General features: G+C 46.9%; 20 protein-coding genes. 12 read left to right on the forward strand and 8 right to left on the reverse strand.

Going from position 1 to position 22,495, the window contains the following annotated elements; translation table 11 throughout:
• Window positions 1-103 precede the first annotated feature (103 nt).
• Window positions 104-808 (forward strand): Uma2 family endonuclease, encoded by a 705-nt coding sequence (locus tag QUA99_RS27890; protein ID WP_333243252.1) that lies wholly within the window; start codon window positions 104-106, stop codon window positions 806-808.
• A gap of 38 nt (window positions 809-846) precedes the next feature.
• Here QUA99_RS27890 and QUA99_RS27895 read toward each other — a convergent pair whose 3' ends face one another.
• The 4 genes from QUA99_RS27895 to QUA99_RS27910 all read right to left on the reverse strand — a co-directional run bounded on the left by QUA99_RS27895 (window position 847) and on the right by QUA99_RS27910 (window position 7,878).
• Window positions 847-2,490 (reverse strand): family 10 glycosylhydrolase, encoded by a 1,644-nt coding sequence (locus tag QUA99_RS27895; protein WP_333243303.1) that lies wholly within the window; start codon window positions 2,488-2,490, stop codon window positions 847-849.
• A 449-nt stretch (window positions 2,491-2,939) separates the two neighbouring features.
• Window positions 2,940-3,338, reverse strand: a complete 399-nt coding sequence (gene psb27, locus QUA99_RS27900) for a photosystem II protein Psb27 (RefSeq protein ID WP_333243254.1) — start codon at window positions 3,336-3,338, stop codon at window positions 2,940-2,942.
• 147 nt (window positions 3,339-3,485) lie between these two features.
• Window positions 3,486-4,718: an AAA family ATPase gene (locus QUA99_RS27905; protein ID WP_333243256.1), complete on the reverse strand. Its 1,233-nt coding sequence runs from the start codon at window positions 4,716-4,718 to the stop codon at window positions 3,486-3,488.
• Between the two features lie 340 nt (window positions 4,719-5,058).
• The gene (locus QUA99_RS27910) at window positions 5,059-7,878 is read right to left on the reverse strand and encodes a cation-transporting P-type ATPase (RefSeq protein WP_333243258.1); all 2,820 of its coding nucleotides are present in this window, start codon (window positions 7,876-7,878) and stop codon (window positions 5,059-5,061) included.
• 979 nt (window positions 7,879-8,857) lie between these two features.
• Here QUA99_RS27910 and QUA99_RS27915 point away from each other — a divergent pair.
• From QUA99_RS27915 to QUA99_RS27945, 7 genes are all read left to right on the forward strand, one after another.
• Window positions 8,858-9,376: a phycocyanin subunit beta gene (locus tag QUA99_RS27915; RefSeq protein WP_333243261.1), complete on the forward strand. Its 519-nt coding sequence runs from the start codon at window positions 8,858-8,860 to the stop codon at window positions 9,374-9,376.
• A 100-nt stretch (window positions 9,377-9,476) separates the two neighbouring features.
• Complete coding sequence (gene cpcA / locus QUA99_RS27920) at window positions 9,477-9,965, forward strand: phycocyanin subunit alpha (RefSeq protein ID WP_333243264.1); 489 nt, start codon at window positions 9,477-9,479, stop codon at window positions 9,963-9,965.
• A 150-nt stretch (window positions 9,966-10,115) separates the two neighbouring features.
• Entirely contained in the window at window positions 10,116-10,931 is an 816-nt protein-coding gene (locus QUA99_RS27925) for a phycobilisome linker polypeptide (RefSeq protein ID WP_333243267.1), read from the forward strand.
• A gap of 199 nt (window positions 10,932-11,130) precedes the next feature.
• The gene (locus tag QUA99_RS27930) at window positions 11,131-12,000 is read left to right on the forward strand and encodes a phycobilisome linker polypeptide (protein ID WP_333243269.1); all 870 of its coding nucleotides are present in this window, start codon (window positions 11,131-11,133) and stop codon (window positions 11,998-12,000) included.
• 101 nt (window positions 12,001-12,101) lie between these two features.
• On the forward strand, window positions 12,102-12,383 hold the full coding sequence (locus tag QUA99_RS27935) for a phycobilisome linker polypeptide (RefSeq protein WP_333243272.1): 282 nt from the start codon (window positions 12,102-12,104) through the stop codon (window positions 12,381-12,383).
• Between the two features lie 309 nt (window positions 12,384-12,692).
• On the forward strand, window positions 12,693-13,532 hold the full coding sequence (locus QUA99_RS27940) for a HEAT repeat domain-containing protein (protein ID WP_333243275.1): 840 nt from the start codon (window positions 12,693-12,695) through the stop codon (window positions 13,530-13,532).
• A gap of 256 nt (window positions 13,533-13,788) precedes the next feature.
• A complete protein-coding gene (locus tag QUA99_RS27945; RefSeq protein ID WP_333243278.1) occupies window positions 13,789-14,415 on the forward strand; it encodes a HEAT repeat domain-containing protein in 627 nt (208 codons plus the stop codon).
• Here the strand turns inward: QUA99_RS27945 and QUA99_RS27950 are convergent.
• A complete protein-coding gene (locus QUA99_RS27950) occupies window positions 14,404-14,697 on the reverse strand; it encodes a DUF2103 domain-containing protein (protein WP_333243281.1) in 294 nt (97 codons plus the stop codon). The two genes, QUA99_RS27945 and QUA99_RS27950, sit on opposite strands and share 12 nt — an antisense overlap.
• 100 nt (window positions 14,698-14,797) lie before the next feature.
• Window positions 14,798-15,265, reverse strand: coding sequence for a response regulator (locus QUA99_RS27955; protein WP_333243284.1), 468 nt, complete (start codon window positions 15,263-15,265; stop codon window positions 14,798-14,800).
• Window positions 15,266-15,694: 429 nt separating this feature from the next.
• Between QUA99_RS27955 and QUA99_RS27960 the strand changes: the two genes are divergently transcribed.
• A complete protein-coding gene (locus QUA99_RS27960; RefSeq protein WP_333243287.1) occupies window positions 15,695-16,021 on the forward strand; it encodes an antibiotic biosynthesis monooxygenase in 327 nt (108 codons plus the stop codon).
• Here the strand turns inward: QUA99_RS27960 and cas6 are convergent, their stop codons facing one another.
• Both cas6 and QUA99_RS27970 read right to left on the reverse strand, forming a co-directional pair.
• Entirely contained in the window at window positions 16,022-16,903 is an 882-nt protein-coding gene (gene cas6 / locus QUA99_RS27965) for a CRISPR-associated endoribonuclease Cas6 (protein ID WP_333243289.1), read from the reverse strand. It lies immediately after the preceding gene.
• A 191-nt stretch (window positions 16,904-17,094) separates the two neighbouring features.
• Complete coding sequence (locus QUA99_RS27970) at window positions 17,095-18,177, reverse strand: class I fructose-bisphosphate aldolase (protein ID WP_333243293.1); 1,083 nt, start codon at window positions 18,175-18,177, stop codon at window positions 17,095-17,097.
• A 224-nt stretch (window positions 18,178-18,401) separates the two neighbouring features.
• Between QUA99_RS27970 and QUA99_RS27975 the strand changes: the two genes are divergently transcribed.
• The 3 genes from QUA99_RS27975 to QUA99_RS27985 form a co-directional block, all read left to right on the forward strand.
• Window positions 18,402-21,032: a M1 family metallopeptidase gene (locus tag QUA99_RS27975; protein ID WP_333243295.1), complete on the forward strand. Its 2,631-nt coding sequence runs from the start codon at window positions 18,402-18,404 to the stop codon at window positions 21,030-21,032.
• Window positions 21,033-21,437: 405 nt separating this feature from the next.
• On the forward strand, window positions 21,438-21,854 hold the full coding sequence (locus tag QUA99_RS27980) for an NUDIX hydrolase (RefSeq protein ID WP_333243298.1): 417 nt from the start codon (window positions 21,438-21,440) through the stop codon (window positions 21,852-21,854).
• Window positions 21,855-21,994: 140 nt separating this feature from the next.
• The coding region (locus QUA99_RS27985) for a hypothetical protein (RefSeq protein ID WP_333243300.1) at window positions 21,995-22,495 on the forward strand (501 nt) is incomplete at its 3' end.

A 22,495-nucleotide genomic window follows, 5' to 3' on the forward strand; every position in this document is an offset into this window, starting at 1 on the left:
TTTGGCTGGCATACATTCTAACTAATGAGCGCTTATTTTATATTTATATTATACAATCTAGCTGCGTATCAGCTTACCGACGCATAACCACAGCAGAAAAGCCATGATTGCTCCCGCAAATCTCAGCCGCATCAGCATCCCTCCTTTGGAAAATGGCGATTTGCTCACCCGTGCCGAATTCGAGCGACGCTATACAGCAATGCCGGGACTCAAAAAAGCAGAATTGATCGAAGGAATTGTTTATCTGGCTTCATCCTTACGCTTTGAACCCCACGCCGAACCCCATGCTCGCCTGATAACTTGTCTTGGCTTCTATGCTGCTTTTACCAAACATACTCGGCTTGGCGATAACCCCACCGTGCGTCTTGATGTGGATAACGAACCCCAGCCCGATGCTGTACTGCTAATTGATTCCCGACGCGGCGGTGCAACTAGCCTCAGTGATGACGGCTACATTGTAGGCGCGCCGGAATTTGTTGCCGAAATTGCTGCTAGTACGGCTACGATCGATCTGCGGGACAAAAAGCGAGTTTACCGCCGCAGCACCGTGAGAGAATATCTCGTTTGGCAAGTAATCGATCGCCGGATTGATTGGTTTTCCTTGCAGGAAGAAGAATATATTTCTCTGCTACCCGATGCAGAAGGAATTATCCGCAGCCGAGTTTTTCCGGGGTTGTGGCTGGCTGTTTCAGCACTCTTAGACGGGGATATGCCAAGTGCGATCGCAACTCTTCAAACAGGATTAAACAGTGCCACGCACCAAGAGTTTGTCCAACAGTTAGCTGCTTTCCCAAATCCCGTTTTGTAGAGACGCTACAAATCGCATCTCTACAACAACTAATCGCCCTACAACCGGCAAGTTTGCCGTGCCCTTTCATCCTCCGGTTCTTGCCACCCAAAAGCAAAATGACTCACCGCATTAATTTGCGGCGTCGCCGAGCGAATTGCCCGCATTTGAATCTCCAAAGACGGCCGATTTTTCAGAGGTTTTCCCCAATCTCCAGCAATGGCAGGAATGATTTTTGCTCCCGCAGGCGCTAAGCTCACTGTCCGCTGCACCTGCGGCACAATGCAGCTTACATCCCCGCAATTTCCGTAAGACATGGCGTGGAATTCCACAGCAGCCGGAAAATTGTCCCAAGGCTGCAATCTCGAATCATATCCCCCTTGATTTATCGCTTGATTTGCAGTGGGAAAAAACACTGCTCCTACAGGAATTCCCATCCTTTGAGCTGGTTGAATTGCTATCCCAAAAAAATCTAAAATCCCTTGGACTGCGTGAGCAACACTCAGTTTCCACAGGTCTTTTTGCAGAGTGCCGGTATCGGGAAGCCGCGGTGTCGGTTTTGGTGTGGGAGTTGCAGGGTTTGGCTTGTTAGCGGCGGGAGTTGTTGAGGCTGTTCTTGATGCGGCATTCTCCCTTCTAGAAGGTGGAGTTGCTACTGACATCGCCTGCGGAATTCGACCCTGCCAAAGAGGTTCTCGCTCAGTTGGATACTGTTTAACTACTGCTTGAACGTCATTAGTATTGATAAATCCTCTAGTCAAATATCGCTGAATTAAATCTCGCCCTTGCTGATTGCTAGCCCGCTGCAAAAGAACTTGCTGCGATGCTGGGCCGTAAATCCACAAGTCTTGAACTTTGGTAGCAACTGAAGCGGGTCCGATGCCCCTTAGATAGCGAATGTAGTCAAACAACATTCCTTGGGGCTTGCGCTTGAGTATTTGATTTACTAACAAAGTATAGTCTTGCCGTGCTTGTGGGTTGTACGGATCGATAAAGGCTTGATTGCCCGGAACTTCTCCGAAGTCCTCGTTAATTGCTGCGTATTCGCTTACTGTTAAACTTGTCTGATTTTTACCGTTGATAGCGAGGGTTTGCTGTCTGTCGGGACGCTGAGAATAGGTATAGCCAAAGTTCATTGTAAACAACCAAGCATAAACTTTTAAACCTCGCTGTTTGCCTTTGGCGATCGCCTTTTCTAACAAATCGTATTTCTCGTAACCGCGATTTCTCACAACAGAAGGCCAAGCCGTTGGATTGTCGGCTGCTGGGAGAAGCACTTGACCATCGTAAAACACTTCGACATAGACTTGGTTGTAGCCTTTATTCACAACTTTGTCTAATACTCGATCGAGTTCTCCGGGTCTGACATCGCAGGGATACAAACGCAGCCAAACTGCTTGGGTTTCCGGCCAAGTTTTTTGGCGGCATTCTGCTATTTCCCGCGCGTGTTTGCTCAAAACAGCAAAATATGCTTGCTGAGATTCCCGTTTTCCCGACAGTGCGGCGCGGCGCAAGTCTTCTTTTTGATTTACCTGTTCTTGGGATAATTGGCAATAGGCTGATGTTTGGGCAAAAGCTGGTTGATTTCCGATAAACGGCCAAACAAGCTGGCTGATGAAGCTACTGGTTAAAACAGCAGTTACCGCACTTAAAAAGCGTCGCTGGTGTTGAAAATTCGCGATGCGAGTTGGTGCAATTTTCATGGGAGAATTGAATGGGGTTTTCTGGTTTAAATTGGGTGGCGATCGCATTTTCGCGATCGCGCTCAACAAGCAGTTACAAATTTTCTACTTTTTTCGGTTGACCTAGTTATGGCACAAGTCGATCGCACAATGCAAATTCTATCTGGCGACTATTTATATCATGTGCGATCGAATAACGGCAGGCCAGATAAGACTCGCCGCTTCAAACCGCTACTCTACAAACGAAGTCCCTCCATAACATACTAAAGAATAAAATGGGTAAAAAGCCCGAAATTGAAATCATATCCAGTTCAATATTTCAGTATCTTTTCACTAAATTCTGCATAAAAAAGCGCCTGGGTACAGTGGGCGCTAAAAGCAGTTGATATTTCTACTAAAAATTGTTAATACTCAACTGTCAAGGATGAAAGATGAATCATTAAAATTATCTCGATCCCTAAATTTTGAGATTAAGATTCTCTGTTGAGAGCAGCTTCAACCTGCTGAAATTCTGACTCAAGACGCTTTTTCAACTTTTCAGGAACGGGACGGTTTGGATAGGAACTGTAATGTCCTGCCAAAGAGTTTAATGCCGTGCGCATTGTCGTGAAAGATGCCAGCTTAGTAAGAGCGGGATCGCGGCGGTAGGCAGCAAAAAAATCGTTGATGCTTGTGCGAGCCTTGGCTTGAGCGGCTGCTTTTTCCGGCGTGCCCTCTGGCAAAGTGAGCGCTGTTCTCAAGCTCTTCACTAATGCTAATGTATCTTGACCGTAATCTCCACTCAGAGTGGCCGGAACATTGGTACAGCCCGCTACGCCGATGACAACAACTAATACCAGGGCTAACAGACGGGAAATGTAATGCTTCATAAGGGTTAGAAAAATGGAAGCGAAAGCTGCAATCAAAATTAACCTTTATCCTATCTCGAATTGAGCTAATAATGCCAATTTTTCAATTTTTTTGTACCTTTACCATGAAACAGAAAATTTGTCAATCTAAAATCTAAAATCTAAAATCTAAAATCGATTGATTTGTCCAGCAACGACGGAGAGAATTTGGGTTTGTCGCAGCCACTGAGCGTCAAAAGCGCCTAGGTGAGTTGTAGTAATCAGAGTTTGAAATCGTTCTTGAATTGTTTCTAAAAGTTGATTTTGGCGGCTCAGATCTAGTTCTGCAAGTACGTCGTCGAGCAACAGTAAAGGCGCTTCGCCGACGACTTCTTCAATAAGCTGCAATTCGGCTAATTTTAATGCTAATACCAGAGTTCGCTGCTGACCTTGGGATGCGTACTGACGAGCTGGGGTATTGTTAATTGTAAATGTAATATCGTCGCGGTGGGGGCCGACTAAAGTGGTTCCTTGAAACTGTTCTGCGATCGCCCTTTTTTGAATTTTCTCTAAAAATGCTTGCCGCACTCCTTCGAGATTGTCTTTAGCGATTAATTCTGCACCTACTTCAATATTAGCATCGTATTTCACATCTAAAACTTCTGCGGAACCGCTAATTGAACGGTGCCAATTTCGAGCTAAAGGCATCAATCGCTCCAAAATTCGATCGCGCCTGCGGATCACGCGAGCGCCCGCTGTCGCCAACTGCGCGTCCCACAAAGCTAATTCTGAACTAGGAATGGGGAATGGGGAATGGGGAATGGGGAATTCTTTTCTATTTTCTTGTTCGGGATTTTCATATTCCATAGAGCGCATTTTGTCAAAATTTTCGGAAAATTCCGCTTTCCTGATTGCTTTAGAACGTTTCAATAGAGCGTTTCGCTGGCGCAAAATTTGGTTGTACTGCTGCAAAATGTGAGCGTAAATCGGTTCTAACTGAATGACTAGGCGATCGATCCAATTGCGCCTTCCTTCGGGCCCGCCGCGCACTAAGTCCAAATCCAAACAAGAAAATTGCACTACATTTAAAATGCTCAAAAAATCTAAATGGCGGCGCAGCGGTTCACCGTTGAGCTTCAGTGTCCGACGCGCCGCAGAGCGAAGAGTTAAAGCTAAGTCGATGGCTCCGGTTTGGCGTTCGAGTGTAGCATCAATTTGCCCGCTCGGCTTTGAGTCGAGTATTAAATCGCGATCGCGCCCTACTCTGTGGCTTTTTAATGTAGAAAGTAACTCTACCGCTTCTAACAAGTTAGATTTTCCTTGAGCGTTGTTTCCTACTAAAATGGTTTTGGGAGCGTCAAACGCTACCTTTTGATCGAAGTAGTTCCGAAACTGCCGTAGGTGCAGCGTTTTCAAATACATAATATTAGTAATCTGTAATCGGTAATTAGTAATTAGTAATTGGTAATTGATAATTGGTAATTGGTAATACAGTCACCGTAGGGTGCAGGGGCCGGCGCACCTTAAAGGTTTGCAACCGCGAGCGTTTGCGATGGAGATTTTCGGGGAGCGTAGCGATCGCAATCACATTATAACTAAGCAATAAATATTTTATTTTGACACACAATCTATTTAGTCTTCATAGCAATGACTTTCGCTGCTATCCAGGGGTTTTGAACCCCTGGCGAATGTTGAGAATTGCGCCAATGCCAGCGGTATAACGAATAATGAAACATCGCTCATTATCCGTCAGGCGTTAACACTATTTTCGAGTTTTGTAAAAGCGCACGAACAGTTTTTCCAGTTCAATCCAGACAAACATGAGCGCACTAAAGCCGAAGCAAACCAGCAACTCAAACGGCGTTAAATAATGAGTGCCAAAAAAGGATCTCAGCGGCGGAACGTAAATCAGCATTAATTGCAAAGCAGTAGTAACAATTACAGCTCCCCAAACAAAAATATTAGTGAAGGGATTTAACTCGATAGTTAGCTGAGTGTTAGACCGAATTGCGATCGCGTGCCCCATTTGCGCCAAACAAAGAGTTGTAAACACCATTGTTTTCCAAGCATCTGGATTGCCGTGTCCGGGAGCGTGAGTATGTCCGTAAGCCCAGGACATCATTGCGATCGTCAAAATTGCAAAAATAATCCCGATGCGAACCATATAAGAACCCAAACCCCGCGCAAAAATACTTTCTCGCGGACTGAAAGGAGGCTTTTTCATCACGTTCGGTTCCGCCGGTTCCACGGCCAAGGCCAAAGCGGGAACGCCATCGGTTACTAAGTTCATCCACAAAATTTGCAGCGGCGTCAGCGGGACTCCTCCCAAACCCATTAAAGGTGCGGCGGCAATTGTCAAAACTTCGCCGATGTTGCTACCCAAAATGTATTTAATAAAGCGGCGAATGTTGGTATAAACCACTCGCCCTTCTTCAGCGGCGGCGACAATAGTTGCGAAATTGTCGTCGAGGAGCACCATATCGCTAGCTTCTTTGCTGACATCGGTGCCGGTAATCCCCATTGCGATGCCGATATCGGCTTGTTTCAAGGCGGGGGCGTCGTTAACGCCGTCGCCGGTCATGGCTACAAATTTGCCCGAACTTTGCAAAGCTTGGACAATGCGCAATTTGTGTTCGGGGGAGACGCGGGCGTAAACGCTAACCTGTTCGACGTGCTGTTTGAGTTCTTCTTGGCTGAGCTTTTCTAATTCTTGACCGCTGAGAACTCGATCGCCCTCTCTAGCAATACCTAAATCGTAGGCGATCGCCTTTGCTGTCAACTGGTGGTCTCCTGTAATCATCACCACCCGAATGCCTGCATCGCGGCACTTCACCACAGCTTCCCGCACTTCCGGGCGCGGGGCGTCCAGCATACTGACGAGTCCCAGCCAAATCATGTCTTGTTCGCTGGTTTCGTCAGAACCTTCGGGCGGCAAGTTTTCCCAGAGTTTGTACGCAAACCCCAGGACTCGCAAACCGCCGCTTGCCATGTTGTTGTTTTCGGCGAGGATGCGATCGCGCATTTCCTGATTTAAAGGTTGTACTCGATCGCCGAGTATAATGCCTTTGCAGCGCTCTAAAGTCAACTCTGGAGAACCTTTGGTCAGCATCAAATAATTCGCCTGCTGTCCTTCTGCTGCGGGAAATCCCGAATGTCCCGAGCTGCCGGGCACTTCGCAAATCACGCTCATCCGCTTGCGTTCGGAAGAAAAAGGAAATTCCGCCGTCCGCTGCAGCAATTGAGACTGTTTTTCTTTATAAATGCCTGCTTTTCCCGCCAAAGACAGCAGAGCTCCCTCCGTGGGGTCGCCCAAAATCTTCCATTCTTGCTGTTCTTGCTGCAATACGGCGTCGTTGCAAACTGCACAGGCAATTAATAAAGATTCGAGTTCTGGATATTCCTCTAAATTATTAATTTGGGCTGATGTATGGCGATCTGTAAAATCTCCGATCGGGGCATAGCCGTCGCCTGAGACGCCGACAGTGCAGTCGCCCGTACACACTAGCTGAACTACCATTTTATTTTGAGTCAGAGTACCTGTTTTGTCTGAACAAATGGTAGTAACCGATCCCAAAGTTTCCACGGCAGGAAGTTTGCGAATCAGGGCGTTTCGTTTCACCATCCGCCTAGTTCCGAGTGCCAGAGTAACTGTCACGACTGCCGCGAGTCCTTCGGGAACCACAGCCACAGCCATACTGAGAGAAACTTTTAAGAGTTCTGGAAACCTGCTGGTATCGAACCCGATGCCGCCGTTTTTGAAGGTAATCATCCCGCCGATGACGACAACTGCGACTAAGGCTAGGGCACCGGAGACTAGAACATTTCCCAACTGGCCCATCCGCTGTTGCAGGGGAGTCGGTTCGCTTTCTACTGACTGAAGCATGGCGGCAATTTTGCCCAATTCCGTTTGCATTCCGGTGTTGGTGACGATCGCCTTTGCCCGTCCCTGAACAACTTCTGTGCCCTGAAAAATCAGGTTGAGCCGATCGCCCAAGGAAGCATCTTCTGGAAGTTCTAGATCGGCTTGCTTGGTAACTGCTAAAGCTTCTCCTGTCAAAGCAGATTCTCTGACTTGCAAGTTGGAAGCTTCGATCAAGCGTCCGTCTGCTGCTATTTTTACCCCAGCCTCCAACAGCATCACGTCTCCGGGTACGAGTTCCTTTGCTGCTATTTCCGAAGTTTTGCCGTCCCGCAGGACTCTGACTAGGGGGGAAGCGAGGTTTTTGAGGGCTGCGAGGGCTTTTTCAGCACTTTGCTCTTGGAAATAGCCGAGAATGCCGTTGAGTATGACGATCGCAAAAATGGCGATCGCATCTTTGGGAAAAGTATTTGACTGGATGTCCAAAAAAGCCGAAATCACGGCCACACCCATCAGCATCAACAACATGATGTTGGTGAACTGATCGACAAAAATCGACCACGGACTGCGGCCTCCGGTTTCTTCTAGTTCGTTGGGGCCGTATTGCTGCAAGCGTTCTGACACCTGTTGGCTGCTCAATCCAGCGTCTTTGTTGCTGCTTAGCTGCTTGAGAGTTTTGTCAATTGCTACGGTGTGCCAAGAAGAGGGAGAAGTTGAAGACATAAATTACGATCGAGCATGGGGCATAAAGGTGGTTGCGGCCGGACAGCTACAGCCGATCCATGTGGCTGATGGCAGTGAGAGAGTTTTTAATTTTGAGTTCTGAATAAAAAACTGTTTCACTTAGGACTCGTATGGGGCGGTTCGATGCCCGGGAAGCAGGAAGCTTTCAACTTCACTGCATCTGGCGGTTCGATCGCACCGCTTGTAGACCTACCGCTGATAGCACTTATCCACCTTAACTAAAAATTAGCAATTTCTTCGGCTTTTACCCAAAGCCCAACGGCTGAGTTTAGTCTTTTAAATGGCGATATTTTCGGCAAAAGCTGTGGCTGTGGCGATCGGGGTCACAATTTATGGGATTTTACCCACCTATAATTCTGCCTGCATCCTGGATTGAGCATAATTTTTGCTTTTTTCGCTATTCCCAACGCCTTGTTTTAGCAAAACTTTAATTTGCTTAACTCTTTTTAACAATTTATTTTTCTGCGGGAAAGCCAACAGAGGCGAGCGACGCGAGGGCTCGGGGCAGTCCCACCTCCAAAGCAAGGGCTACAGAACCTGACTGTTGGTTGCTCGCGGCAACAGCGCATCTACCGCAGGAAGTAGAATTGGCCGCCTTCGCCCCACACAGATTTACCTTTTAAGAGAGATAAGGTTTTGTAATAATTTGTAATAAACAAAGGCGGGCGAGCGTTGTATAAAGGTTATCAGAGGGTTGAAACGACAGGCTAAAGTTAACAAAAACACTGATTAACAAGGTTTGTCGAATCTCATAAAAGGTGTAAAATTTTCTAAGGTTTGTTAAACGTCCGTTGCAATGTAACAATATTACAGGTAGCGGAAAGGGAGAGAACGAGCCGGCCAGTGCAGTAGCTGGCGTCAAGCTTCAACCCTTGCAGGTTTAAAAACCTGAACAAATTTAACTTAACGGTTTTATACCGCAACCAAACTCAATTAACTCAAGTAGGAGAGTTCTTTCATGTTTGACGCATTTACAAAAGTGGTTTCCCAAGCAGACGCCCGCGGCGAATTTTTGGCCGCAGGTCAATTGGATGCCCTCAGCCAAATGGTTGCAGAAAGCAACAAGCGCATGGATACAGTCAACCGCATCACCAGCAACGCTTCCAGCATTGTTGCCAATGCAGCTCGCTCTTTGTTTGCCGAGCAGCCCCAACTGATCGCCCCCGGCGGCAACGCTTACACCAGCCGCCGCATGGCAGCTTGCTTGCGCGACATGGAAATCATCTTGCGCTACGTCACCTATGCGATTTTCGCAGGCGACGCCAGCGTACTCGACGACCGTTGCTTGAACGGCCTGCGCGAAACCTACTTGGCATTGGGAACTCCCGGCGCTTCTGTAGCAACAGGCGTTCAAAAAATGAAAGAAGCCGCTTTGGCGATCGCTAACGACCCCAACGGCGTAACTCGTGGAGATTGTACCTCCCTGATGTCTGAAGTCGGCAGCTACTTCGATCGCGCCGCTTCTGCAGTAGGCTAAACTCCAGCCTTTGCAACCAAATCTGTAAAGCACGAGCGATCGGGCTTAAACCAGTTCCACTCGTACAAAAAATCACAAACATTAGGGAGAAAACAGAACAATGAAAACCCCGTTGACCGAAGCAGTCACAGCAGCAGATTCTCAAGGTCGCTTCTTGAGCAGCACCGAAATTCAAACAGCTTTCGGTCGTTTCCGCCAAGCATCCGCCAGCTTAGAAGCAGCTAAAGCTTTGACAGCCAACTCTCAGCGCTTGATCGACGGTGCAGCCCAAGCCGTGTACAACAAATTCCCGTACACCCAACAAATGCAAGGCCCCAACTACGCTTCTACCCCAACCGGTAAAGCAAAGTGCGCCCGCGACATCGGCTACTACCTGCGCATGGTCACCTACTGCTTAGTTGCAGGCGGCACCGGCCCGATGGATGAGTACCTGATTGCAGGCATCGACGAAATCAACCGGACATTTGAACTGTCTCCTAGCTGGTACGTTGAAGCCCTCAAGTACATCAAAGGCAACCACGGCCTGAGCGGCGACCCCGCAGTGGAAGCTAATTCCTACCTCGACTACGCAATCAACGCCCTGAGCTAGATTTGCGTGATGCCCGGAAATGTAAGCTGCTGTTAGCTTGAGTGTTAGCGGTTGTATACAATTCCGGGCATCTGCGATCGAAGCCTAGTTTTGCAAATACTTTTTTTACAACAAGTTTTCAGTTTTACAAGCAAAAAGGGAGAAGCAAAGATGGCAGGATTAGGTGCAGCAGAACGGTTGGGAATAAAAGCATTTGAAGAATCAGGACAGGTAGAACTGCGCCCTCACTGGACGCAAGACGATGCAAAAGCAGTAATTCGCGCCGCTTACAGCCAAGTTTTCGGCAACGAGTATTTAATGTCGAGCGAACGAGTTACCAGTGCTGAATCTCTGCTGATGCAAGGACAGATTTCAGTTAGAGATTTTGTGCGGTCAATTGCTCAGTCCGAAACTTATCGGAAAAAGTTTTTTTACCCGAACTCGCAAACGCGGCTAATCGAGCTTAATTACAAGCATTTGTTGGGCCGGGCTCCTTACGACGAGTCGGAAATTGCTTTCCACGTAGATTTGTACAATGCAGAAGGCTACGAAGCTGAAATCAATTCTTACATTGACTCAATTGAGTATCAAGAAAACTTTGGCGAAAGTGTAGTGCCTTACTATCGCGGTTTCGCTACTCAAAGAGGTCAAAAAACAGTCGGTTTTAACCGGATGTTTCAATTGTACCGGGGTTTTGCTTCTAGCGATCGATCGCAAAACCAAACCCAAGCACGGCTGACTTGGGAAGTAGCGAGAAATATGGCTTCGCCGATATACACAGCCTCTGGCGGACAATCTCTGGCCGGTGCTTCCGGGGGTTCTCGCGGGCAACTTTACCGAGTCACCGCAATCCAAGGTTCGGCTAAGTTTTCCCCCCAAGTACGCCGGACTACTACTGAATATCTCCTGCCTTACGAGCAACTGTCCAGCCGCTTGCAACAAATAAACAAACGAGGCGGCAAAGTGGTAAGCATTACTGTTGCTTAAAGTCGATCGAAACGTTTTTTGGAAGCGTCTTTAACACATTAGGACTAATTTATGTGTATAGGTAAGGTGCGCAGTGCGCAGCCTACGCGGAGAAGCTGTGCAGTGCGCACCTTACTTTGACACATATGGGCTTTAGTCCTAAAAATCTCAAGTTGCAACAAAACTTAGAATTTTTGTAATTAATTTAGGAGAAAATCTGGTGGCTATTACGACAGCAGCGTCCAGACTGGGAACATCGGCACTCAGCGATGCGCCAAAGATAGAATTGCGCCCTAACTACAGCAAAGATGACGTGGAAGTAGTAATTCGCGCCGTTTACCGTCAGTTGTTGGGCAACGATTATTTGATGAAATCCGAACGCCTGACAAGTGCTGAATCTCTGCTGCGAGATGGCAGTTTAACGGTGCGAGAATTTGTGCGCGCAGTGGCAAAATCGGAACTGTACAAAACTAAGTTTTTATACAGCAGCTTTCAAACTCGGACGATCGAACTAAACTACAAACACTTGCTCGGTCGCGCTCCATACGACGAATCTGAAGTTGTGTATCACTTAGATTTGTACCAAACACAAGGCTACGATGCTGATATTGATTCTTACATCGATTCAGTAGAGTATCAAGAAAACTTTGCCGACAATATTGTACCTTACTTCCGGGGTTTTGATACTCAGCGGGGGCAAAAAACCGTCGGTTTTACCCGGATGTTCCGGCTGTATCGCGGTTATGCAAACAGCGATACATCTCAACTAGAAGGCAATAACTCTCGCTTGGCTGTCGAACTCGGGACTAACAGCGCTACGGCTGTAGTTGGCCCCTCCGGCGGTAACGAAGGTTGGGCATACCGCCCTTCTGCCAGAAACGTGACTCCCGGCAGCGGCTTCGGTGGCGCGGCAGCTTACGGCAAGGAAGGAAGGCTATTTCGCGTGGAAGTGTCGGGAATTCGCACGGGCGGCTATCCCAGCGTGCGCCGCAGCAGCAAAGCTTTCATAGTACCGGTTGAGGATTTGTCCTGGCAAATGCAGAAATTTCAGCGCCTGGGCGCGAAAATCGCCAGCATTACTCCAATTTAGTTGTTAGTTATTGGTTATTGGAACCAATAACTAACAAATAACAACTAACAACTGACTACTGACTACTGACTAATTACCCATTACCCATTACCAATGAGCTTATGTTCGGTCAAATTGTAGCAGGAACAAGTGGCAATACAGCTTCCGCTGGTCGTTGCTTTCGGTATGAAGTTGTCGGCTTGCGCCAAAGCGATGATACAGAAAAAATCGATTATTCGATTCGATCGAGCGCGAGTACATTTATCACCGTGCCTTACAATCGGATGAATCAAGAAATGCAGCGGATTACTCGCATGGGCGGGAAAATTGTCAGCATTCAGCCTTTAAGCGCGATCGCAGAACCGTCACCTGAATCATCCCATGAATCATCGGGTGATAACTAATAGTTTGGTTGCAGGCGCGATTAAAATCGCTCCTACACAAGCTAGAAAGGGCAATTTGAAATCGCGACTGCACAAATGAAGTCCGCCTGCGCGCACTAAGAGTTTCACCAACCCGCGCAGGCGGGTTTTGTCTGTGTAAGTAGAACGGCGTAAATATTTGTAGTTGGAATGAGGCAGGAGGCAGCTATGCTGAAGGCAGGAGGGAAGAGGGTTTCAGCCTCATTTATTTTTCTTAACACAGTTGTGTTTTTTCCCACAGACTTACTTAGCAGCGATTTTAATTGCCGAATAACTAATAACTAATAACTAATGACTGTGGATTATTACGAATCAGACTCACCGCAGGCGGGTGTAGCTGGCGGCGAGTCTTTAACACTTGAACAGGCGATCGCAAATCTCCACTCCCAAGATTACAGTCTTCGCTATTACGCGGCTTGGTGGGTCGGCAGGTTTAGAGTCAAGGAACCGGCTGTTATTGCAGCTCTTATTGATGCTTTGCAAGAAGAATCAGAACAAACCAAAATCGGCGATTATTCCCTACTGAGAAATGCGGCGCGAGCTCTGGGAAAATTGGGAGATAAACAAGCCTTGCCGGCGCTAATTAGCTGTTTAGAATGCGCGGATTATTACGTGCGGGAAGCGGCGGCTCAAGCTCTAGAAATGTTGGGCGACCCCGATTCTATTCCACGGCTAATGAAACTCTTAGAGGGGGGAATTTCTGCGGCGGTGCGAGTGCCGGGAAAATCGCATCTAGTACAGCCTTACGACTCGGTAATTGAAGCTTTGGGAACGCTGCAAGCGATAGAAGCAATACCCCTAATTTCACCTTTTTTAGAACACTCTGTGGAGCGGGTGCAGTACGCTGCGGCGCGCGCGATGTATCAGTTAACTGGTGAGCGGGTTTACGGAGAACGGTTGGTAAGTGCTTTGAATGGGGATAATTTGCAGTTGAGGCGATCGGCTTTGATGGACTTGGGGGCGATCGGCTATTTGCCGGGAGCGCAAGCTATTTCAGAGACTTTAGCAGAAAATAGCATGAAATTGATTGCGCTCAAAGGAGTTTTGGAGCATCACCTCAATCAACAAGAATCACTATCTTTGTCAGATGATGCTATCCGTGTTATGGATTTAATGGATAGTTTACTGTGAAAAAAATTAGTTCACAACTGAAATAGGATTGCTGTAGCGATTCTCAACTGTCTACCGTATATTCAGGACACAACACATTCAGGACACAGCAGTGCTGTGTCCCTACTGCATATCTGTATTTGAGTACATTTAGGACACAGCACTGCTGTTTTCCTACTTGTTTTGATGAGAATGTTGGTGGTTGAGGCTACAAAAGGTCGATCGCACGATCGACCCAACCTACAATTACAATGGTCACGGTACAGTTTATAAGTAAATGGCATTAGAACTAATTCAAGCTGTCGAACAAGCAGATTCTTCCGAGGGCTTGTTAAACGCAGTCAAAGCACTGGCGGCTGCTCCCTCAAAACAAGCAATTCCTACGTTAATTACAGTGCTAGGTTATAACAACCCAGGGGCTGCTGTTGCCGCCGTTGATGGGCTAGTTCAACTCGGAGAACCTGCGGTGCTGCCGCTTCTAGAACAGCTTGACGGCTACAATTACGGAGCGAGAGCTTGGGCTGTTCGGGCTTTGGCGGGAATTGGCGACCCCAGGGGTTTGGAGATTTTGCTGGATGCGGCGGCGAATGACTTTGCTTTGAGCGTGCGGCGGGCCGCGGCGAGGGGTTTGGGGACGATTTGCTGGGAACTGATGCCCACAGAAGAAATTGCAGATGCTCAAATTCGCGCTCTTAAAACGCTGCTGCAAGCGTCCCGAGACCCGGAATGGGTGGTTCGCTACGCAGCAGTGGGGGGCTTGGAAGCTTTGGCGGGTGCTGCGACTGTTAAACCAGATTGGTTAGCGGAAGTTTCGGCCAGGTTGGACGAAATTGTCGATCGCGACGAAACTGCTTCAGTTAGAGCCCGGGCTTTGCTAGCCAAACAAAGATTGTCACTTGGCTAGGGTTAGGGCGATCGTCTCTTCCAAGTCCCTTTGACTGAGAGTGGTTAATATAAAGACTTCTTGTACGGTTGTGCCCTGTCTGGCAATGATTTTAAATCCCCCGCGAATCGGTACTGACACTCTTAATGTCATGCGGGGGATGTGTCCTTTAACTTTGTTGATGACGCCTGGAGTAACGGTTTGAATGCCCATTTTTAGGGTGAGGCGCTCTAAAATTGGTATCAAACCGGGAAGGTGGGTAGAGTGATTCCAAACTAGGCGGCCTTTGGGTTGTGCGTTCATAAATTTTTAACCAAATTCAACATACCCAGTCTAAGCTACCTCTGCCTGGAACCAATTTGAAATTCCCTCAACTTATGTATCAATAACGTTACTGTGCGTGTTATTGCGAGCAAAGCGATGCAATCTCAAATCGAAATTTTTGATTCCAGCCCCGCAAGCTGAGATTTGATGGTGCAAAATTGTCCTGTACTTTTTGATATTTTGGGTTGGTAATTGTCGGCTTTTCTAGTAGAGTGGCGATCGCCCCGAATATTTTTGCGGCGCTGCAAGGTTTGTTGAGATAGCCGTCTGCTTTAAGTTCTAGAACCCCTTCCATTTCTGAACCAGTCATAAAAATAAACGGAATGCTGGCGGTTGCAGGTTGCGACCGCAAAACCGCGAAAACTTCTAAACCGTCTACTTCGGGCATCATGACATCAGACAAAATTAAATCGGGAATTTGGCCAGCTAACTCGATACCGACTTCTCCGTTTTCGGCGCCGACAGCTTCAAAACCTCCCGATTTCAGAAGTTCTAATACGGTTTCTCGGATTAAGTCGTCGTCTTCTATGACTAATATTTTTTTCATTTGTTTTAGTTTCCTCTTTACTTTGTTTATATTTGTATGTTATGATTCTGCCATTTGAGTTTTAAGAACTTCAATAGGGTTATTGCAAAAACCCACTTTTTACGGGCTACTTTTTACTTCAAAGCGTGCGATCGCAGCTACGCACGCTTATTCGATCGCTCGGCAGCTTTACCTTTTGTACTAGCGCTCGAACTCGCTCCAGCGCACCTAGGGTTGTGAAAATCTCAAATCTGGAATTCAACAGTTTATTGAATAGAGCTTCCAGCCGCCTGACTCAAAAAGTTTCTATTTGAGTTGGGCGCGCAGCTACGTATAATTAAGAAATTCGCCGATGAGCTCAGCGCCAAACTACAAAATGTGAAGTTCACAAATTTTGGGCGATCGGGTAAAATATAACTTGGTGTATCGGTATTAAGTGAGGAAAAAGATATGTCAGAATTTCTCGACTTTCTTAGACATCAGTTTGCTTACGTTGCCATTGGCGAATTTAAACCAGGAAAATTTAAAGCAGCAGAAGAACTTTTTGAAAAAGCTGTTGCAACTTATGCGACAGGTTTTAAGGGAGCATACCTGCTGCAATTGCCCAATACAGACAAAGGTATTGCCATCATTTTTTGGGAAAGCGTAGAAGAGATGACCGCCAATCAAAGCCAAGCTTATCAGGAAATATTGAAACAGATGACGCCTTTGTTTGCCAAAATTCCCGACACTGATGTTTATGAAATCGTCAGTGAAATTCAGCCGAAAAGTGAATGATTAAAAATCCTGCAACCGGCGCGTCATTCCCATACCCATCGGCGTCTTTCGCCCGACTCCGCTGTAAAGCGCAAAATCTGCTAAAGTGTTAATTTGCTTGATAGTAGTAGGAGCTATATCTCCCATAATTCGGTAACTAATATCGCCGACGCAGCCAATAAATTTACTGCGAGAATCCGTACTAACTTCTGTTCGGATATCGAAGAAACTAGGGAAAATAGCCTCTGTAAAAGTAGGTTCGATCGCAATCCTGCTGTACTTGTTCCAGCGATTCGCTAAACTGCCGAAAATACTTTCACGAGTGGGCATAGCACTATCGTATACACCTTGCCGAAAATTAGTAGGAGTGCAAAAACTAAAAGCTATTTGGCGCTCAGTTTCCGAAGCTCTATCGAACAATTCGGCGTAAGTACAAAAGTTTACCCAAGGCTGGTTTGATTGCGGTTCGCTCAAAATATTAGTAATGTATATATTTGTCGGCCCGATATGCCAAGGGCGCTCGAAATTGAGTTGCTGCCAAAGTAGAGTTAGGCGATCGAACAAACCGTCATCCAGCAGAGAAATTCGCCACCAAATTGGCGTATTTTCCCGAATAGCTTGCTTGTGTTCCCACTGTAGGGCCTGCGAAATTGTGCGGGAAGCCGGAGGCAAAACTCTCTTTTGTGGCTGGGGCGCGCTGCTTTTGTAAGCCTCTTTTCTGCTTACTTGAAAAGGGCTTAAAGTGAAAGCTTTTTCATGAGATTGGTCGTGCAGGTACGCGCTCAAATCGCTGTCTACAGCACTCACAAGGTTCAAAAACAAAGCGTGGAGATGCCGCCCCGTTAAAAACTGGGATGGAATTGGTGCAACTGGCAGCAGGTTTAAAACAAGGCTGTGGGGCATTTTTAAATTATATACTGTGTCTGTATATATGTTCAGCTAGTATTAAGATTACAGCTAAGTTGCAACTTATATTAACCAATCTCAAGAAAGTAAGGTGCGCAGTGCGCACCCTACGTTTAGGAAGATTTCTGCGCAGTGCGCACCCTAGGTTTAGGTTGTGATATTGAGGTCAATCTCTGTGCGGTAAATTTTTAGGCGATCGAGATTTCTGGCGACAAATAAACGTCTTGAATGGCGTTGAACAATTTTACACCTTCTTCAAAGGGACGCTGAAAAGTTTTGCGGCCGGAAATTAAGCCGCAGCCGCCAGCGCGCTTGTTGATTACCGCCGTGCGAATAGCTTCAGCAAAATCGCTTTTCCCGGAAGCACCACCGGAGTTAATTAAACCCATCCTTCCCGCATAACAGTTGAGCACTTGATAGCGAGTTAGATCGATCGGGTGATCCGTTGTCAAATCCGAATAAACGCGCTTGTCGGTTTTGCCGTAACTGTGACCGCTAGCTTTAGCAACTGCTTCGTAACCGTTATTGCACTCGGGTAACTTCTGCTTGATAATGTCAGCTTGAATTGTCACTCCCAAGTGATTTGCTTGCCCGGTCAAATCGGCGGCAACGTGATAATCTTTGTCTTGTTTAAAGATATCGTTGCGGAGATAGCACCACAAAATTGTCGCCATGCCGTATTCGTGAGCGTGAGCAAAAGCTTGACTGACTTCTTGAATTTGTCGTGTCGATTCCGGCGAACCAAAATAAATTGTTGCTCCGACTGCAACTGCTCCCAAATTCCAAGCTTGTTCTACAGAAGCAAACATTATTTGGTCGTATTGATTGGGATAAGTCAGCAATTCGTTGTGATTGAGCTTGACAATAAAAGGGATTTTGTGCGCGTATTTGCGAGATACGCTTCCCAAAACTCCTAGGGTAGTTGCGACAGCATTGCAGCCAGCCGAAATTGCTAATTTAATGATATTTTCGCTGTCAAAATAGATGGGATTCGGTGCAAAAGAAGCGGCCGCCGAGTGTTCGATTCCTTGGTCTACCGGCAGGATGGATAAATAGCCGGTATTCGCCAAGCGTCCGCTAGAATAGAGTTGCTGAAGCGATCGCAAAACTTGAGGAGATCGATCGGTTTGAGCAAAAATGCGATCGACCCAATCCGGGCCCGGCAGGTGCAACAAATCTTTAGAAACTTTCGCTTGATGGGTGAGCAACCCTTCGGCTTCGTCGCCAAGCCAAGATTCGATCGAACTGGGAACTGATAGTGTAGCTGTCATACAGATTTCCCTCTCAATTTCAATTGCAGGCTGATGATTGCAGACATTAACCTTGCTGATATTGTAGCGAAAAAATCATATTTTCCATCCCGTCAACACTAGAACCAGTTTTTAACAAGTTAGCGACAACAGCAACTAGGACGCGCTACTCTATAATAAGCTGGCAGTTCAGCCGGATCGGCGCTGCCAGCGATCGCCGATCGATTCACAACTTTGCCATCACAATGTCACACACTTACTTTGATTCTGAAAACGGTCACAAATCCTTCGAGATGCCCGGTGCTAGGCCGCATTACAACCCCGATCGCCCCGGTCAAGTAGAGCATATTTTCCTCGACTTAGTGCTGGATATTCCCAAACAAAGCTTTCGCGGCACTTGCAGCATCCGCCTCAATCCAGTCCGCAGCGGCATTGACAAATTAACATTAGATGCAGTAAACCTCAATATTAAATCGGTAAAAATTGGCGAAAAAGATCAAAATTTCGACAGCGACGGCGAAGTGCTGCAAATTCAACTGCACGAACCAACAGAAGCTTACCAATCAATTACTATTGCGATCGAATATTCTGTCGAAAAACCCCAGCGCGGTCTCTATTTCGTCGGCCCGGACAAACACTATCCAGACAAACCCACTCAAGTTTGGACTCAAGGCGAAGACGAAGATTCCCGCTTCTGGTTTCCCTGTTTCGACTATCCCGGACAGTTGGCAACTTCGGAAATTCGAGTCCAAGTTCCGAGACAATTATTTGCTATTTCCAACGGCGAATTAATTAGTACAACAAACGAAGGCGACGATAAAATTTATCACTGGTCCCAAACCCAGGTACACCCGACATATTTAATGACCTTAGCAGTCGGAGATTTTGCCGAAATTAAAGACGAATGGAACGGCAAACCAGTTAATTATTACGTGGAAAGAAGCCGCGAAGCAGACGCTAAGCGCAGCATGGGCAAAACGCCTCAAATGATTGAATTCTTCTCTAAAGCATTTGGCTATCCTTACCCTTTTCCCAAATACGCTCAAGTTTGCGTCGATGATTTCATCTTCGGCGGCATGGAAAATACTTCGACAACTTTGCTAACAGATAGGTGCTTGCTAGACGAACGCGCCGCCCTCGACAATCGAGGTACTGAAAGCTTAGTAGCCCACGAATTGGCTCACCAGTGGTTCGGCGATTTAGTAGTAATTAAACATTGGTCTCATGCTTGGCTGAAAGAAGGCATGGCTTCTTATTCCGAGGTGCTGTGGACTGACAAAGAATACGGTAAAGAAGACGCGGCTTACTATATGTTAAATGAAGCCCGCAATTATTTAGCTGAAGACAGTTCCCGCTACCGCCGCCCGATTGTTACTCACGTTTACCGCGAAGCAATCGAATTGTACGATCGCCATTTGTACGAAAAAGGCGCTTGCGTTTATCACATGATTCGCGCCGAGTTGGGCGACGAATTATTTTACAAAGCAATTCACACTTTTGTGCGGGATAACGCTCACAAAACTGTGGAAACGATCGATTTGCTCAGGGCGATAGAAAAGGCTACCGGCCGCAATCTCATGTTTTTGTTTGACCAGTACGTTTATCGCGGCGGTCATCCAGATTACAAAGTTGCTTATTCCTGGGATGGCGACAGCAAATTAGCAAAAGTGACTGTAACGCAAACTCAGGTAAAAGACAGCAAAAATGGCAACGGCAACAGCAAAGATGTATTCGATCTGAAAATCCCGATCGGCTTCGGTTACAAGCCGGAAAAAGAAGCAGATAATGACAGTTGGGTACGTTCAAACCCGAACCTAAAAACTTTCACAGTTCGAGTGCACGAGCGCGAGCAAAGCTTCTATTTTCCCCTAGAACATAAGCCTGCTTTTATTAGTTTTGATCTCGGCAATAAATACTTAAAAACTGTTGTTTTAGAGTATGGAATGGCGGAACTAAAAGCTCAGTTGCAGTTCGATCCAGACCCGGTTTCGCGGATTTACGCTGCCCAAGCTTTGGCGAAGAAGGGAGGACTGGAAGCGGTGAAAACGCTGTCAGAAGTTCTCAAGAAAGAGCCGTTCTGGGCAGTACGGGCCGAAGTTGCCGGTCAGTTAGTTGACATTAAACTCGACCAAGTTTTTGAAGGTCTAGTAAGTGGTTTAAAAGATAAAGATGCTCGCGTTCGCCGCGCTGTGGTGAATGCGCTGGGTAAAATCCAAACTCACGAAACTTATAAAGCGCTGAGATCGATCGTCGAAAAAGGCGACGACAGCTATTACGTAGAAGCAGCAGCAGCGAGTGCTATTGGCTCAATTGCCGCTGCTAACCCCGACGAAAAACCGACCGACGAACAGGCACTGAAAGAGTTAAAATTGGTGCTGAAAGAGCGTCAGGGCTGGAATGAGGTGGTGCGATCGGGGGCGATCGCCGGTTTGGCCCAGATGAAAACTTCTGAAGATGCGCTGAATCTAATTTTGAAATACACTGCTGCGGGTACTCCGCAAGCTTTGCGCTTGGCTGCAATTCGATCTTTGGGCACAATTTCGACTGGTCAAACGAAGGTCAATTTAGAACGGATTTTGCAGCGATTGGCAGAATTATCTAAAGAGACGTTTTTCTTGACTCAAGTCTCTGTAGTAGCGGGATTAGGACAAATGCAAACTCGCAAAGCAATTCGCATTTTGCGTTCTTTAGCTGACCAAACTCCCGACGGCCGCGTCCGGCGCATGGCTGATGAAGCTGTCCAAAGAGTGCAGAAAAATGCTGGTTCTGATGCAGCGGTAAAGCAGTTGCGGGAGGAATTAGACCAGGTGAAAAAGGAGAATCAAGATTTGAGAAGTCGGATGGAAAATTTGGAGGCTAAGGCGAAGAAAGATTAGGTGTAAAACCCCATATCGGCGCAGATAAAGGCAGATATTGGCGATCGGCTTTTATCTGCTTGTCGGTAAAGGATTGCGCGCGTTTATTACAATAATATTATTGGCTAGTGGGAGTCCATTTAAATGTGCTACCTTCCACACAGGGGAAAAGCCAACTATCTCTATTCTCCAGTTTATTGTTGTCTCAAATGGTTAAATATCTAGAATCAGGCGTGCAGTTTTTATGGTTTAGTTGGCAACGATTAATCGGACTTACGCATCGGTAGCCAGAAACCGGGTTTTTTACGAATATCATTCGATGTAGCCGTGAGATTCGGTAAAAAACCCGGTTTCTTTAGTCCTATACGTAAGTCCTGTATTAATGAAGTTGAAGCAGCTTTTGCAGCCAGAAATATTGCATAAATCATGGGTATAAAAATCGCTTTACTGGTCGATCAATCCGGGGTAATTCCCTATCGCATTCAAGACGGACAAATTGAAGTAATGCTGATTACTTCTTCGGCTAGCAAGCGCTGGGTGATTCCCAAAGGATTAATTGAACCTGACATGACTCCCCAAGATTCCGCTGCCAAGGAAGCTTGGGAAGAAGCAGGTTTGTTGGGTAAAGTATTCCCGGATTTGCTGGGCACTTACGAGTATCAAAAGTCCGGCTATATTTGTCAGGTAGAAGTATTTTTAATGGAAGTGCAAGCAGTTCTAGAAATCTGGCCGGAAGCTAGCAAGAGAAAGCGGGAGTGGGTAAGTGTTCCTAAAGCAATTAAGCGGGTTAATGAACCGGAACTCAAACTCATTTTGGCGGATTTGCCGAATCGGTTCTGGTGAAGAGTAATCGGTAAGGGCGGGCTTACCAATACTTTGGTTTTCAACCATAAATTCGGGTGAACTCGCTAAAAGAACAACATGACTGAAGACTATATGCTTTATGATTCTGGAGATGCGATCGCCCGGAGCCATCTCCTGAGATGACCAACCTTAACCCAATTAAAATTCTCTCCCTCAATGACCTGCGCGATAACAAGCCAGAACGTCCAGGCTGGTCACTCACCTTCGGAGCCATCTGTGCAGATGCAGCCGCCGTTTGCCTCGACGATGGAGGACACTCTATCCCTGTGACGCTGACAATCGAGGGGATTCAACCCTGTGAAATCCAAATTCAATGGGATGCGATCGATGATACTATCCGTCGGTTCAACGCCGATCGGGAAGTTGCCACTGAATATGGAGCCTACGGTATCGCGGCGCTCATCATGCCTCACCTCACTGGACTCACCATCATCGAACGCTCAGTCAAAGGTAAAGGGTTAGGTTTTGACTTTTGGCTTGGTTCGCTCGAAGATCCAGGCACGCTATTTCAGCGCAAAGCCCGCTTAGAAGTCTCCGGGATTCTTGACACTCCCCAGCTATCAAGGCGAGGGGATTCTTTGTTCACGGACTCAACTTGCTTGCGACAGGATTTCTCCAGC

The sequence above is a fragment of the Microcoleus sp. F10-B2 genome (genome assembly GCF_036704965.1).
Lineage (GTDB): Bacteria > Cyanobacteriota > Cyanobacteriia > Cyanobacteriales > Microcoleaceae > Microcoleus.